The organism is Syntrophotalea sp. (assembly GCF_050253115.1).
GTDB classification, from domain to species: Bacteria; Desulfobacterota; Desulfuromonadia; order Desulfuromonadales; family Syntrophotaleaceae; genus Syntrophotalea; species Syntrophotalea acetylenica.
This window is the reverse complement of the sequence record NZ_JBFWJQ010000060.1, coordinates 1-14,422: the sequence shown is the minus strand read 5'-3', so window position 1 is coordinate 14,422 and position 14,422 is coordinate 1. Positions and strand designations below refer to the sequence as shown.

Annotated in this window: 15 protein-coding genes and 1 pseudogene; 4 read left to right on the top strand and 12 right to left on the bottom strand. The window is 59.0% G+C overall.

Annotated features, from left to right (window positions below; translation table 11 throughout):
• The 3 genes and pseudogenes from AB7E65_RS07905 to rimI all read right to left on the bottom strand — a co-directional run.
• Window positions 1–355: pseudogene (locus AB7E65_RS07905) on the bottom strand (dihydroorotate dehydrogenase); the annotation flags it as partial.
• Window positions 352–1,212, bottom strand: a complete 861-nt coding sequence (locus AB7E65_RS07900) for a dihydroorotate dehydrogenase electron transfer subunit (RefSeq protein ID WP_072287362.1) — start codon at window positions 1,210–1,212, stop codon at window positions 352–354. The pseudogene AB7E65_RS07905 and the gene AB7E65_RS07900, both read right to left, overlap by 4 nt.
• 80 nt (window positions 1,213–1,292) lie before the next feature.
• Entirely contained in the window at window positions 1,293–1,757 is a 465-nt protein-coding gene (rimI, locus tag AB7E65_RS07895; RefSeq protein WP_158514026.1) for a ribosomal protein S18-alanine N-acetyltransferase, read from the bottom strand.
• A 279-nt stretch (window positions 1,758–2,036) separates the two neighbouring features.
• On the opposite strand from rimI, the gene purM reads away from it, so the two are divergent.
• From purM to rpmB, 4 genes are all read left to right on the top strand, one after another.
• A complete protein-coding gene (gene purM / locus AB7E65_RS07890; protein ID WP_072288142.1) occupies window positions 2,037–3,071 on the top strand; it encodes a phosphoribosylformylglycinamidine cyclo-ligase in 1,035 nt (344 codons plus the stop codon).
• 38 nt (window positions 3,072–3,109) lie between these two features.
• A complete protein-coding gene (gene purN, locus AB7E65_RS07885) occupies window positions 3,110–3,766 on the top strand; it encodes a phosphoribosylglycinamide formyltransferase (protein WP_072287361.1) in 657 nt (218 codons plus the stop codon).
• Window positions 3,767–3,803: 37 nt separating this feature from the next.
• On the top strand, window positions 3,804–4,256 hold the full coding sequence (locus AB7E65_RS07880; RefSeq protein WP_072287360.1) for a DUF523 domain-containing protein: 453 nt from the start codon (window positions 3,804–3,806) through the stop codon (window positions 4,254–4,256).
• Window positions 4,257–4,411: 155 nt separating this feature from the next.
• On the top strand, window positions 4,412–4,603 hold the full coding sequence (rpmB, locus tag AB7E65_RS07875; protein ID WP_072287359.1) for a 50S ribosomal protein L28: 192 nt from the start codon (window positions 4,412–4,414) through the stop codon (window positions 4,601–4,603).
• Between the two features lie 94 nt (window positions 4,604–4,697).
• On the opposite strand, the gene AB7E65_RS07870 is transcribed toward rpmB, so the two are convergent.
• The 9 genes from AB7E65_RS07870 to AB7E65_RS07830 form a co-directional block, all read right to left on the bottom strand.
• Complete coding sequence (locus AB7E65_RS07870; RefSeq protein WP_428745610.1) at window positions 4,698–5,084, bottom strand: RidA family protein; 387 nt, start codon at window positions 5,082–5,084, stop codon at window positions 4,698–4,700.
• A 23-nt stretch (window positions 5,085–5,107) separates the two neighbouring features.
• A complete protein-coding gene (locus AB7E65_RS07865) occupies window positions 5,108–7,264 on the bottom strand; it encodes a RelA/SpoT family protein (RefSeq protein WP_428745609.1) in 2,157 nt (718 codons plus the stop codon).
• A gap of 245 nt (window positions 7,265–7,509) precedes the next feature.
• Window positions 7,510–7,716 carry a DNA-directed RNA polymerase subunit omega gene (rpoZ, locus tag AB7E65_RS07860; RefSeq protein WP_072287356.1) on the bottom strand — a complete coding sequence of 69 codons (207 nt, stop codon included), beginning with the start codon at window positions 7,714–7,716 and terminating at the stop codon, window positions 7,510–7,512.
• Between the two features lie 60 nt (window positions 7,717–7,776).
• Window positions 7,777–8,400 carry a guanylate kinase gene (gene gmk, locus AB7E65_RS07855; protein WP_072287355.1) on the bottom strand — a complete coding sequence of 208 codons (624 nt, stop codon included), beginning with the start codon at window positions 8,398–8,400 and terminating at the stop codon, window positions 7,777–7,779.
• 43 nt (window positions 8,401–8,443) lie between these two features.
• The gene (locus AB7E65_RS07850; protein ID WP_072287354.1) at window positions 8,444–9,322 is read right to left on the bottom strand and encodes a YicC/YloC family endoribonuclease; all 879 of its coding nucleotides are present in this window, start codon (window positions 9,320–9,322) and stop codon (window positions 8,444–8,446) included.
• A gap of 24 nt (window positions 9,323–9,346) precedes the next feature.
• Complete coding sequence (gene gmhB, locus AB7E65_RS07845; protein WP_072287353.1) at window positions 9,347–9,949, bottom strand: D-glycero-beta-D-manno-heptose 1,7-bisphosphate 7-phosphatase; 603 nt, start codon at window positions 9,947–9,949, stop codon at window positions 9,347–9,349.
• The gene (gene rfaE1, locus AB7E65_RS07840; protein ID WP_428745608.1) at window positions 9,936–11,408 is read right to left on the bottom strand and encodes a D-glycero-beta-D-manno-heptose-7-phosphate kinase; all 1,473 of its coding nucleotides are present in this window, start codon (window positions 11,406–11,408) and stop codon (window positions 9,936–9,938) included. Before rfaE1 ends, gmhB begins: the two co-directional genes overlap by 14 nt.
• Window positions 11,409–11,665: 257 nt before the next feature.
• Entirely contained in the window at window positions 11,666–13,180 is a 1,515-nt protein-coding gene (locus AB7E65_RS07835) for a lipopolysaccharide kinase InaA family protein (protein ID WP_158514025.1), read from the bottom strand.
• Between the two features lie 44 nt (window positions 13,181–13,224).
• A complete protein-coding gene (locus tag AB7E65_RS07830) occupies window positions 13,225–14,169 on the bottom strand; it encodes a lipopolysaccharide kinase InaA family protein (protein ID WP_428745607.1) in 945 nt (314 codons plus the stop codon).
• Window positions 14,170–14,422: the final 253 nt, after the last annotated feature.

The following is a 14,422-nucleotide window of genomic DNA, read 5'->3' as shown; positions in this document are numbered from 1 at the left end:
CGTATTCTTCCAGGCTGTTACCAAAGAAATTGACGATCACCGGTGTGCGAAACTGCCGCAGAAACGGCATTTTTTCCCTAATGAAAACATCAACGCCGACATTCTGCAAGCCGATGGCGTTCAGCATGCCGCTGGTCGTTTCAGCGATGCGCGGCGTGGGATTGCCGGCCTTGGGATGCAGGGAAAGCCCCTTGGTCACGATAGCGCCAAGTTCATCAAGGTCGAAAAACGGCGCGTATTCCTGACCATAGCCGAAGGTTCCGGAAGCGGGCATGACGGGGTTTTTAAGCCGCAGGCCGGCAATTTCCACTGCCAGACCGGGCTTCCTGCCGCATACGGGAGCGTTTTCGTTCATGCCCGTTCCTCCTCGCAGCCGCAATCCTCATGCCCCGCTTCGAGCTTGTCCCATTCAAGTTGCTCGGAACGGAATACCGGACCTTCCTTGCAGGTACACAGATAATGGGGATCGGCCTCGCTATGTCCGGCCCCCTTGACCACGCACCCGAGGCAGGCTCCGACGCCGCAGGCCATGAACGCCTCCAGCGAAACCTGCAGCGGAGCTCGATGCGCGCTGCACAGATCGTGCACGGCGCGCAGCATCGGCATCGGACCGCAGGCATAAATCGCGGCGCCGGGAAATTTTTCGAGTTTGCGCCGCAGCACGTCGGTCACCAGGCCTTCCTCGCCCAGCGAACCGTCATCTGTCGATACATAGGTCGCCACGCCCAGCCGTTCAAATTCGGTCACGGCGAGAATGTCGTCCCGGCAACGCCCCCCCATGAGCAGCCGCACCCGGCCGGTTTTGACCAGTTGCCGCGCCAGCATGTACAGGGGCACCAGGCCGATGCCGCCGCCGACCAGGATCTGTTCGGCGGCTGGCTGCATATCAAAACCGTTGCCCAGCGGCCCCAGCAGTTCGACCCTGTCGCCCCGATGCAGGTCCCGAAGCAGTGCCGTACCGCTGCCGACCACCTTGTAGAGGATCTCCACATATTCCTTGTCCGGCAGGCCCTGGCAATCAGCCGGCAAAAAACCGGTACGGAAAATGCCGAAAGGCCGCCGCAACAGCGGCTCCAGACCGTTACCGATACGAACCATGACGAACTGGCCCGGTTTGGCGGTCGCCACAAAACCGGGAGCCAGAATCCGCATGCGAAAATAACCCGGCGACAACTCCAGGTTGGAAATGATGGATGTATGAAAATTTTGCATAAAACCGTTCCGTCGTTGGAAAAATTGGCTATATTTGTCTTTATTGTGCGGCCTGCGCGGAAGCCCTCGCCTCCAACCTCTCAATCGCCGCGCATCTTCCGTTCCATGAGTATGGCGTCTTCGCCATCGGCGTAATAATTCGCCCGCCGCCCGATAGTTTCGAAACCGCGGGTCCGATACATGTGAATGGCCCCGTGATTGCCGGCCCGCACTTCGAGAAAGGCGCGCTCGCACCCCTTCTGGCAAGCGCGGCGAACCGTGTATTCAAGCAGCATTCCACCCAGGCCGCGGCGGCGGCATGCGGGATCTACGGCAATGTTGAGAATATGCAGTTCATCGCAAACATGCCAGCAGCAGGCATAACCGACGATCCGCCCGGCCATGCACAACAGGTCGATAAAAGCGTGGGGCCTGCAAAGTTCTTCTTCGAAAAGCCGCGCGGACCACGGATTGACATGGCAGCGCCGTTCAAGCTCGACCACCGCCGCAAGATCGTCCACCGCCATGGAACGGATGGAATAGGTCTCCGATGCTGGGCCCGGCACACGACATCCTTTCAGACTTTCACGCGGTTTCGTCAAAAACAGACCGAACGGAAGCCACCCGGTCGGGAAAAACGGCCTGTTCGGCCGCACAGGGTCCGCCGATGGCAAAAGCGTACACATTTCGCAGATGATAAAGCACCGGCGCGGGTCTGTAAAGAGTCAAGCCTTCCCGCCACATGGGACTTTGGCGTTGACAACCTAAAAAGGTTGTTTTACAAATGGGCGTCACACTTTTTGCCATAGAGAAGAAGAGAGGTTCCTTTGAGCGGCCCCAAGAAAATGACCTATAAAGACGCCGGCGTCGATATCGATGCCGGCAACCGTTTCGTCCAGCTGATCAAACCCCTGGTGAAAGCTACCTCGCGTCCCGAGGTGCTGACCGATATCGGCGGTTTTGGCGGCCTGTTTTCCCTGCATGCCGACAAATATCAGAAACCGACACTGGTCGCCTCCACCGACGGCGTCGGTACCAAGCTCAAGCTGGCGTTCATGATGGACAAGCATGATACCGTCGGCATCGACCTGGTGGCCATGTGCGTCAACGATATCGTGGTTCAGGGCGCCGAGCCGCTGTTTTTCCTCGACTACCTGGCGACCGGCAAACTCTCTCCGGAAAAAGCCCAGGATATCGTAAAGGGCATCGCCGAGGGCTGCATTCAGGCAGGCTGTGCCCTGATAGGCGGCGAAACGGCTGAAATGCCGGGTTTTTACAGTGAAGGCGAATACGATCTGGCCGGATTCACCGTCGGCATCGTGGACAATAGCAGCATTATCGACGGCTCTACCATTACCGTCGGCGACCGTCTCATCGGCCTGGCCTCCAGCGGCCTGCATTCCAACGGCTATTCCCTGGCGCGCAAGGTGCTGTTCGAACATCTCGGGCTGAGCGTTGACTCCAGGGTGGAAGAACTTGAACGACCGCTCGGCGAGGAACTGCTTACACCGACCCGCATCTACGTCAAAACCATCCTCAATCTGCTGCGCGACTTCCAGATCAAGGGCATGGCTCACATCACCGGCGGCGGCCTGGTGGAAAACGTGCCCCGCATGATGCCGAAAAACTGCCAGGCAATTATCCGCAAGGACAGCTGGCCCAAGCAGCCCATCTTCGAATTGCTGCGCAAAGCCGGCAATATCGACGAAGAGGAGATGTACCGCACCCTCAACTACGGCATCGGCATGGTGCTGGTCGTGCCCGAAGCGGAAGTCGAGGAAATCATGGTGCGCCTCACCGGTCTGAAGGAAAACGCTTTTGTGATCGGCGAGATCGCCAAGAGTGCCGAAGACGGCGAACCGACCGTTGTACTGGTTTGACATGCGGCGCCGGTGTCGATGCGGGACAGGAAAACAGCATGAATAAAAAGCTGCGCCTCGGGGTGCTCGCATCCGGCGGCGGCACCAACCTTCAGGCCATTATCGACCGTTGCCGGGAGGGCAAGCTGGCGGCTGAAGTCGTCCTGGTTCTGAGCAACAAACCGCAGGCCGGCGCTCTGCAGCGTGCACGTAGCTGCGGCATTCCGGCGGTGGTTGTCGACCACCGACACTGCCCTGACCGCGAAGCATTTGACCGGCGGATGGTGGATGCCCTGCGCCAGGCCGAGGTCGACCTGGTGATCCTGGCCGGCTTCATGCGCATCCTGACCCCGGTGTTTCTGAGCGCGTTCCCCCAACGCATCATGAATATCCACCCTGGCCTGCTGCCCGCTTTCCCCGGCATCGACGCGCAGCGGCAGGCGCTTGAATACGGCGTCAAACTCGCCGGATGCACCGTACATTTCGTCGATCCGGGCGTCGATACCGGTCCGATCATCATTCAGGCCGCCGTTCCCGTACTCGACGATGACGATGAATCGAGCCTGGCCCGACGCATTCTCGAGCAGGAACATCGCATCTACCCCCGCGCCATTCAGCTGTATGCCGAAGGGCGGTTGCGCATCGAAGGACGCCGCGTGCGCATCGACCAGAAGGTTGCTGATAAAACGGCGCTGGCCAGTCCAGCCATCCCGTAAGTTCCGCGTCGCCTTTCTATCCGGTCTGCGAGAAACCATGAAGCCACAAGCCATTCTGGTCAGCGCCTGCCTGCTCGGCCTTCCGACCCGCTATGACGGCAGAGCCAAGCATAACCAAAAGGCGCTGGATTACCTGAGACAGTGCGGCATGATTCCCGTGCCGGTGTGCCCGGAGCAACTGGCCGGACTGGCAACCCCGCGGCCCATGACGTTTTTTGCCTGCGGCGACGGCACGGATGTGCTCGATGGTTCGGGAAACCTGATAAACGAAAACCGGATTGAAATGAGCCGGTTGTTTATCCAGGGAGCGACCCGGACTCTGGAAATCGCCCGCCTGGCGGGCTGCCAGCAGGCGCTATTCAAGGACGGCAGTCCTTCCTGCGGCGTTCACCGTATCTGCCGGAACGGCGCTCGGGTCGCCGGCAAAGGGGTGACGAGCGCACTGCTGCAACGCAGCGGCCTGCGTGTTTTTAGCGAGGAAGACCTTTGAGATGAAGCGGCTCGAACCGCGAGCCGGATTACGCATGCAGACGCTGCCCTGCTCTGACCGCGCCTTGCTACGGCCGACGACAGCATAAAAAGAGGTTGCAATACGCGGCCCTACATGGTACATATAGCCGCTCTAAATTTCCAGGAGGTAAGAACATGTCCAGAGTATGCGATATCTGTGGTAAAAAACCGACCACTGGCAATAATGTCAGCCATGCGCAGAACAAGACCCGCAAGGTTTGGTATCCGAATCTCCAGAAAATCCGGGCCCTGCACAAAGGCAAAGTGCAGTCCATCAAGGTCTGCACGCGCTGTTTGCGTTCCGGTGCGGTGACCAAGGCCGTTTAATCCGGACCTTGCGATAATCGGATCTTGAAAGGGGAAGCCGTCCGGCTTCCCCTTTCGCATTCATGCTCAAATCAACATTGGCCTCCCCGGTGGCTTACAGCCCCGCGTAGGCGATCCCCTCGATTTCAATCCGCACCTTTTTCGGCAGAGCCGCCACCTGCACCGTGGACCGAGCCGGCGCCAGATCACCGAAATATCCCGCATAAACCCGATTTATGACTTCGAAATCCGCCATGTCAGCCAAAATCACGGTGGTCTTGACAACTTTGTCAAAACCAAGTCCCGCCGCGGACAGTACCGCACCGATATTTTGCAGAACCTGACGGGCCTGCGCTTCCGCATCCTGCCCGACCACCCGTCCGGAGGCGGGGTCGAGGGGGATCTGGCCTGAAAAAAACAGGTAATCACCGGCGCGCACCGCCTGGGAATAGGGTCCTGCGGCGGCCGGTGCCTGGGATGTCGCGATGGCCTGGATGCTCATGGTCATATCTCCTCGCTGAAAGGTCAGTGCCGCAATCGCTCTACCTGATAAACCCCCTTGACCTGATGCAGAGCATTGATCACACGGTTGAGATGTTCGACGTCGACGACTTCAACCGCAAAAACGATCATACTTTTGTGGGTCCTGGTGCGCTGCACGGTGGCGCTGGCAATATTCGCTTCGCAAGCGCTGATGGCATTGCTGACGCTGGCCAGCACCCCCTTGCGGTCTTCGGTTGCAAGACGAATGCGGGCCGTGTGTGGCGCTTTTTTCTTAATATCCCATTCAACCTCGACCCGCCGTTCCGCATCGCTTTCCAGGACGCTGGGGCAATCGACCGTATGCACGGTAATTCCGCGACCACGGGTAATGAAACCGACCACCGGATCGCCGGGAAGCGGGTTGCAGCACTTCGCGAAACGCACCATGATATCGCCAATGCCCTGGATCTTGATGGCGCTCGATGGCTTTTTGGCCGGCGCCCCGGTCTCCGTGACCGCCCTTGCCTTTTCTTCCGTTTCGGGATGCAGCTTTCCAACGGGAACGACCCGACTGACAATCTGCCCCAAGGGAACCTTGCCGTAGCCTATGCCCGCAAGCAGATCGCTGGACGTATGATAGCCAAGATCCTGCAAGCACTGCGCGAACTCCCTGGAGGCCAGGACTTTCTTGAGACTGCAGCCGAATTTGCGCAGGCGTTTTTCAAGAAGCTCCTTGCCGAGCTCGATGCTCTTCTCCCGCTGCTGGGTCTTGACCCAGTGCCGGATCTTGCTGGCCGCCCGCGAGGTGACGACAAACTTAAGCCAATCCTTGCTCGGCGTCTGGTTCGGCGAGGTAACCACCTCCACCACATCGCCGTTGCTCAGCGGCGTCTTCAGCGGCACCAGCTTGCCGTTGACCCTGGCGCCCACGCAACGGTTGCCGACTTCGGTGTGCACGCTGTAGGCAAAATCGATGGGCGTCGCCCCCCGGGGAAACGCCTTGACCTCCCCCCTGGGGGTAAAAACATAGACCTCCTCGGAGAACAGATCGACCTTGACGGAGCCGACAAATTCATGGGAATCGGCGAATTCCTGCTGGGAATCCAGCATCTGCCGCAGCCAGCCGAACTGCCTCTCGTCCTTGGTCACAATACTTTGGCCGCCGCGGCCTTCCTTGTATTTCCAGTGGGCGGCGATACCTTCCTCGGCGACCCGGTGCATGTCCTCGGTGCGAATCTGCACCTCCATGCGCTCTCCGTAGGGACCGATGACCGTAGTGTGCAGGGACTGGTACAAATTCGCCTTGGGCATGGCGATATAGTCCTTGAAGCGGCTGGCGATCGGTTTCCAGGCAGCATGGATCACGCCGAGCATGGCATAGCAATCCCGCACATCCCCGACGATAACGCGAAAGGCGATAAGGTCATAAACCTGCTCGAACTCGATCCCCTGGCGCTGCATCTTGCGCCAGATGGAATACAGGTGCTTCTGGCGGCCGTAACATTCCCCTTCGATGCCATTCTCGCGCATCTTGTCACACAACTGCTTGCGCACTTCCTCGACGTAGCCGGCGCGATCCTTGCGCCGCTGCGTCACTTTGGAGTGCAGATCGCAATACACCTCCGGCAGAACGTAGCGCAGAGACAGGTCCTCGAGTTCGCACTTCATCCAGCTGATACCGAGGCGATTGGCCAGCGGCGCATAGATATCGAGGGTCTCCTGGGCGATACGCCGCTGCTCCTCGGCACTCCTGCCCTCAAGTGTGCGCATGTCGTGCAGACGCTCGGCAAGCTTGACCAGTATCACGCGGATGTCGCTGGCCATCGCCAGCAGCATCTTGCGAAAATTCTCCGCCTGCTGCTCTTCGCTGGTAATAAAAGAGATACGCCCGAGTTTGGTGAGGCTCTGCACCAGTTCTACGACATCCGCACCAAAAACAGCTTGCAGCTCATTGATATCCGCCAGCTCCTGCTGCAGAATATCGTGCAGCAGACCGGTGATAATGGTGGCGACGTCCATCTTGAGACAGGTCAGGATAAAGGCAATTTCGAGGCTGTGGCCCAGATAGGGTTCACCCGAAACGCGGGATTTACCCCGATGCACCTTGGCGCTGTACACATAGGCCTTGCGCAATGCATCGACATCGGCGCGGGGATTGTACGTCAGAACGTTTTCGATGATCTGGTCAAGACGAAGCATGGCGATTCCACCGGCGAAGGCGCCGGCACCCTGGTAAAGAAGGCGCGAGGAAGCTTGAAGAGTATGCGCGAGTAAAAAACAAGGCCGGGCACTGTGCGCCCGGCCTTGTGTCTTGCATGCCGTGGGGCCGGCATCTCACAATCGCAGCCTGCGGGTTTTATCCCTGCCAGGCCAGAAGATCCGGAACATAACCGACCACGGCCCCCAAAGGGTCGGTTCCGCAGTCGTGGCAATTCTGCGGGATGTCAGCCCTTCCGGGTAGGAATTTCGTAATCGACCTTGCCGGCGGCGATTTCGCGCAGGCAAAGAACGATTTTTTTGTTATTGGACTTGTTTTCGATAAGCGGTTGCCCCCCTTTGTATAGCTGCTTGGTGCGCTTGGAGGCAACCATAACCAGCAGAAAACGATTGGGGATCTGCTGGAGGCAATCTTCGACAGTTATTCTCGCCATAAAACTGTTTATCCTTCCATGGTAATATTTCGTGAAAAAACGCCGCCCGGCGGCGATCCGTCAGAATTCCTGCTTGTCGATCCCGAACTGCTGAACCACACTATCCCTGGTTCGCCCGGTGCGGCAGCCCTCGGCCAGAATGATGCCTTTCAGCTCTTCCGAGGCACGCGACAAATCGTCGTTGACGACAAGATAATCATACCAGACCAGTTCCCGCATTTCACGACGGGCATTGGCAAGACGCCTTCCTATCACTTCGGGGGTATCGGTATTGCGGCCGCGCAAGCGTCGCTCCAGCTCCTCGAAGGTCGGCGGCAGGATAAAAATAAAAACGCCGTCCGGGCAGCTGCGTTTCAACTGAGCGGCCCCCTGACAGTCAATATCCAGAAGAACGTCCCGCCCCTGGTCTCGCGCTTCCTGCAAGGTGGCCAGCGCCGTTCCGTAGCAGTTGCCGTGGACCCTGGCCCATTCGGCGAAAGCCCCGTCGGCCACCATGGTATCGAAGCAATCCTGGCTGACGAAATGGTAATCGATACCGTCCGTTTCACCGTCTCGTTTCGGACGGGTGGTGAAGGACACAGAGTGCCGCATATCAGGAAAAATGTCAACAATCCGCCGGCATAAAGAGGTTTTGCCGGCACCGGACGGCGCGGATATGACAAACAGAATGCCACTACGTTTCATGGAACGACTCCACAACCGGGCAAGCAGGGCATGCCCGGGAAGGTTATTCGATATTCTGAACCTGCTCACGGATTTTTTCCAGGTCGGCCTTCATGGCCACAACGACCCGCGTAAGCTGCAGATCATTGGATTTGGATCCCATGGTGTTGGTTTCCCGGTTCATTTCCTGGAGAATGAAATCCATCTGCCGCCCCACGGCCTCCTCGACACTGAACAACCCCCGAAACTGCTCGATATGGCTTGAAAAACGGGCCAGTTCCTCGCTGATATCGCAACGATCGGCAAATACCGCGACCTCCTGGGCAACCCGCTGGGGATCGACGTCAAAACCGTTCTCCAGTCGCGCCAGACGTTCCATAAGCTTTTCCCGCCATTCCAGCGGCACCTGGGGCGCCCGCTCGCGAGCTGTCGCGAGCAGCGCCTCGATATGCGCAAGATGCTCTTCCATATCGTGGCGGGTTGCGGTGCCCTCGGTCTGCCGCATCTGTTCCATGGCCGACAGGGCTTTTGCCAGGGCTTCGCCTACACAGCCGATAACCGCCTCTTCTCCGGGGTCAGCTTCGGCGATGGTAATGACGTCCTTTTGTCCGGCCAGCAGATCGACGGTGATATCCCCTTCGAGATCGAATTCCGCCCGCATCTGCCGGAACAATACCATATAAGCCGCCGCCAGTTCCTTGTTGAGCACGGGCATGCGGGCCGCACAGGCATTGTTATCGACATTGATGAAGACATCGATTTTCCCCCGTTTGAGACGCTCGCCAACCTGCTTTTTTATCTCCGACTCACAACCGAGAAGAAAACGTGGCGCCTTCACGGAAATATCGGCGTAACGATGGTTGACGGATTTGATCTCCACCGTCAGCGCGATACCGTCAGCGGTCGCCTGCCCTTTGCCGTACCCTGTCATGCTTTTTATCATGAACAGTCCTTTCCAAAGATCGAATCAGGCGGTGACCCTGCGCTCACCATCCTGCCGTAAAATGAAATCGACCGCTTCCACCAGACTCGGGAATCGCTGGATGGAAGGAGCCACAAGTTTGTCCGTTTCGGCACCGTAACCCGTCATCACCAGCAATGGAACGCAACCGGCGCGCGTTCCGGCCTCCATATCGGCGGGTTTGTCGCCAACCATGAACGACCCCTCAAGATCGATGTGCAACTGCGCCGCGGCCTTAAACAGCAGGCCGGGCTGCCCCTTGCGGCAATCGCAGTCCCGAGGCAGCGCGCCCTGCCCGTGTTCCGGATGGTGGGGGCAGACATAAAACCCGTCGATATGGGCCCGGACATCCGCCAGTTGCCGCTGCACATAAGCATGCAGGGCCTCGACATCGGATAAATCGAAATAGCCCCGCGCCACCCCCGACTGGTTGGTCACCACCACCACCAGATAGCCGACCTGGTTCAGGCGTGCGATGGCCTGCGGCACACCGGCGATGAAGGCGAAGTCTTCCGGCCGGTACAGGTAGTGCCGCTCTTCATTGATGGTGCCGTCGCGATCGAGGAATACCGCCCTGCGCAGGACCCGTTGACTCTCAGCCCTGCTCATAGCGGTCCAGGATCCGTTCGATGATGTTGGTGGTGGAACGCCCGTCGACCAGATCGATGAGTTCCACCCGCCCGCCGTAACTCTCCACAAGATCCCGGCCGACCACGGTTTCCGGCGTGTAATCTCCCCCCTTGACCAGAATATCGGGGCGCAGCATGCCGATCAGTGCCAGGGGCGTGTCCTCGTCGAATACCACCACATAATCGATGCAGCTCAACGCCGCCAGGATGTGGGCGCGCTCCTGTTCGCTGATAAGGGGGCGGTTGGGGCCTTTCAGTCGCCGGATGGAAGCATCGGAGTTCAGGCCCAGCACCAGCAGGTCACCGAGACGACGCGCCTGCTGCAGATATTTGACGTGGCCAACATGCAGCAGGTCGAAACAGCCATTGGTAAAGACGATGGTCTTGCCGCGCCGGCGTTCAGCCGCGAGGACATCGCGCAACGATTCCCGCAGCCGGATTTTGGTATCGTATTCCAGGGCATTGTGCGCCAGCGCTTCGCGGATTTCCTCGACGTTGACGGTGGAGGTGCCAACCTTGCCCACCACGATCCCCGCGCCGATATTGGCCAGCACCGCCGCTTCGCTGACCGGCAATCCCCCGGCCAGGCCAAGACCGACCAGGGACAGCACCGTATCGCCGGCCCCGGTCACATCATACACTTCCCGCGCCTGCGTCGGCAGGTGCACTTCCTCCTGATTGCGGAAAAAGATGGAGATCCCCTCCTCGCTGCGGGTGACCATCAACGTCTGCAGATCGATGCGTTCCATCAGGGTGCGGGCGGCAAGCCGCAGGCTATCTTCATCGACGATGGCGACACCTGACGCGACCTCGGTTTCCTTGCGATTGGGGGTCAGCAGGGTGGCACCGCGATATTTGCCGTAGTCGTTGCCCTTGGGATCGATGACCACCGGGATGCCTTTTTGCTTGCCGACGGCGATGACCGCCTGCAGCAGACCCTCGGTCAGAACCCCCTTGAGGTAATCGGACACCAGGATGACGTCGAAGCGATCGGCGTTGTCGCGCACGAAGGCCGCCAGAGACGCTTCCTGCTGCGCGTCGATGGGCGCGCGGCTCTCCCGGTCGAAACGCATCATCTGCTGCCCCGAGGCAAGAATTCGGGTCTTGCGGCTGGTGGTGCGCTTGCCGTCGAAAAGCAGCCCCTCGGTGCCGACCCGTTTTTCTTCCAGACGGCGGTGCAAAAGCAGCCCGTCATGCCCTTCCCCCAGCACGCTCGCGACATGTACCTGGCATCCCAGGGTGACAAGGTTGTTGATGACGTTGCCGGCCCCGCCGAGGCGCAGGTCTTCTCGCAGGATGTCCACCACCTGCACCGGCGCCTCGGGAGAAATCCGCTCGGTGCGTCCCCACAGGTACTCATCCAGCATCAGATCGCCGATCACCAGCGCGCGGATGCCGCTCAATCTGCCAAGCAGAGTTTCCATGGCCGATCTATTCATAAAATTATCCAATGTCCCCTGTATCTGTAAGGCAGTTCTCAATTCAGAAAAAATGAAACCGGCCAACGGGGCCGGTATCGTGTCTGCCAATATCCGCCACCAGGATGCAACGGCTGATTGCATCCGGCAACGTTTGTTTTCCGCTTCCGCAACAAACACGTGTCGCGCATCATATCCCAGATTTCTTTCGCGGGCAATATGCGGCTGAAAAACATCGCCTGGTCTGCGTTCCGTTGTGAAAAACCCTGGCCAGACCCTCAGATGCAATCGTCCACCCGGCGACCGGGATTGGCGCGGACAATGCGGGCATGCTCCTCACAGCTCACCCGGCTGCCTGCATCGAGCCAGTTCCGCCAGGTGGAGATGAGCAGGTCCAGATACCCCACCCCGTCGTTACGTTTACGCCGCAGATCCCGTATGAAATGCTCGAGATCGCGATAGGCGCGCGTGTAGTCAAAGGATCGTCTCTGCCTGAAACAGTCCAGATCCACCAGCAGCAATGCGCCATTGGGGCGCACCAGGATATTGTTCCAGTTGGTGTCCCCGTGGAGACATCGGGATCTGTGCACCCGGGCCAGCAATTGCGCACTGCGAATAATGATACGGCGTCTCTCGTGCGGCTTCAACTCCGGCCATACCGTCATCAGCGGCCGCCCGTCGCTGCAGAATTCAGACACCAGGTAGGATTCCTTTAAAATCCGGAAAGTGCGTTTTTCCATCACCATCAGGGGCTGGGCGGTCGGCAGGCTGCGTGCTGCGCACTGCCATCCGGCAAGCCAGGCAGCCAACGCCTTGGAGCGCAAAAACAGATATTTGACCTGGTACCTCAACCCCGGAAGGCGATAACGTTTGACAAAATACTGGTGCCCGCCGACTTCGATTCTGGCGGCCGAGCATCCGGAACCCCTGCCCGCCATGGCCAGGCCAGCCCGGAAAGTGGCGGCGGGTTCCGCAAGCATGCTTTGCTGAAGGCGCAATGCCTCGTCGCACCGCCGTCTCCAGATGCGCCAGTTTTCGTGGCGCAGGACGGCAAACCAAGCATTGTTGCCAAGACTCAAACGTGCCTTGCGACGCCAGTAGCGCCGGGCCGAACAAAGCGCGGCGGCTTCCAGATCCACAAGGAGGTTACGAAACTCGCGCAACCGGCCCTGATCGCCGCACACAGCCCGGAAAAAACGAAACCGCTGGCTGCGGCTGACATGCACCGGCAAGGTGCCAAGCAGATGCTGCAGACAGACAAATCTTTGCCGGTCGGTCAGTGGCTTGTTGTGCCAACGGAAACCATCGATCCCGGCAAGGCGAAACCCGACAGGATCCTGCCCCGCATCGACCCAGAAACGGGTCAGGGTCAGACGGGTCGGCTGAGCGCCCCGCTCGAACATGTCGCGGACAAAATGTCCGAAATCACGCACGATCGCCTGACGGTGTGTCGCCGGCAGAGACGGAAAGTCCTCGGCGAAAAAATCATCCAGATATTTGCCCGGCAGCCAGCCCCGCACTACAAGTACCTGCTGCGGTTTATGGCCGACAACCCTTTCCATGCCCCGCGCCAGAATCTCTGGGCCCGGCAGGCCACGAACGGACAGTTGCCGAAAGCCTTTTTTCCCGGCACCGGCCACAGGAAGCCAATGCAAAAAAGACAAGGCGTCCATCGGCCGGCGCCAGAGCCACAGGCCGGTTTGATCGATGGCGTGTGCATCCCCTGCCGTCGCCGGCAATGTTCGCAGCAAGCTGGCCAGATGCTCACCGCCAGCGGTCCATTGCACATTCACCAACAGCCTTTTGAGGGCGTCTGTGGTTGCTGCAACTGGGCTGATCAGATATTTGTTATCCATTTTTTCCAACTGCGGCGAAACATGCGACCCCACTGTCCGGTCGTGTCTACCTGCTCCAGATCCCGGAGAAACCGCCCGACATCCCGGATGGCCCTGTTCGCCGCCGGTCTTCGCAGAACACGGCTGCCGTCGAGATCGACCAGGGTAATCCGCCAACCTTTTCCGGTTGCGCAAACCAGAATATTGTCCCATTTAAGGTCGCCGTGAAGACAACCAAAGCGGTGCATGCGTCCCAGCAGTTGAGCCAGGACAATAAGAAGGCAACACCGCTGCGCGTCGGAAAGGCCCTGCCAGACGATCTTCAGCCGTTGCCCGCCTTCGGCAAAATCGGTCAATACATAGGACCGCTTCAATATCCTGAAAAAGCGTTCTTCCAGGCACAGCACCGGATCGGCGACGGGAATCCGCCGGTAGCGAAACGCCCACATAACCTTCCAGTTATGCACGGCACGGGACCGACGGAAAAGGTGCCTCACCCTGTACCACCAGCCCCGGTCATTGAACCTTTTCAAAAAACCTTCGCCGCAGCTTAAATAGATTCTGCCTGCATGAGTACGGCTGCCCGGCTTGAATATCTGCCCCTGTTCAAGAATTTTGTCCGGATCGGGCAGCAGTTCCCGCAGGGCAGTGCCGGCCCGCTGCTTGTCGCCGTGATAGCGAAATCCATCGCGGTGCCCGGCACAAAACGCTGCATTGTTACCGAAACAATACCTCCCCTGCCGATGCCAGGCAGCGTAGCTTTTTTCATAGGCACATTTTTCTATAAGTCCCCGGTGCAACTGGCCGATCTCCGGGCCGGATCGAACATAAGCCCGTAAAAAACGCTGCCGCTCGGAGCGGCTGGTGAAATCCCAGCAATCCGACAGCAGACCGCCGAGGGCCTTAATCCGGCGGCGCTTGGACAACGGCCGATGGCTGCCCGGCAAATGGCGGCCTCTTGGCAAAAAATCTGTGTTTGCGGGCATCCGATGCGTCACCACAATATCGTCTGCTTTACACACCTGCGTCCCGGCATCGTGCCATCGGCGAACTGCCTGGCCCAGTTTCACAGCCATTCTTCGCTTTTCCCCGGGGGACAGTCGGGCATAAAAGCGAGGCATAAAATCGGCCAGGGGCTGTCCATCTTGCGGCATCTGCCAAGTGCCCCCGCCATCCGTCAACGACCTTATGCTGTTATCG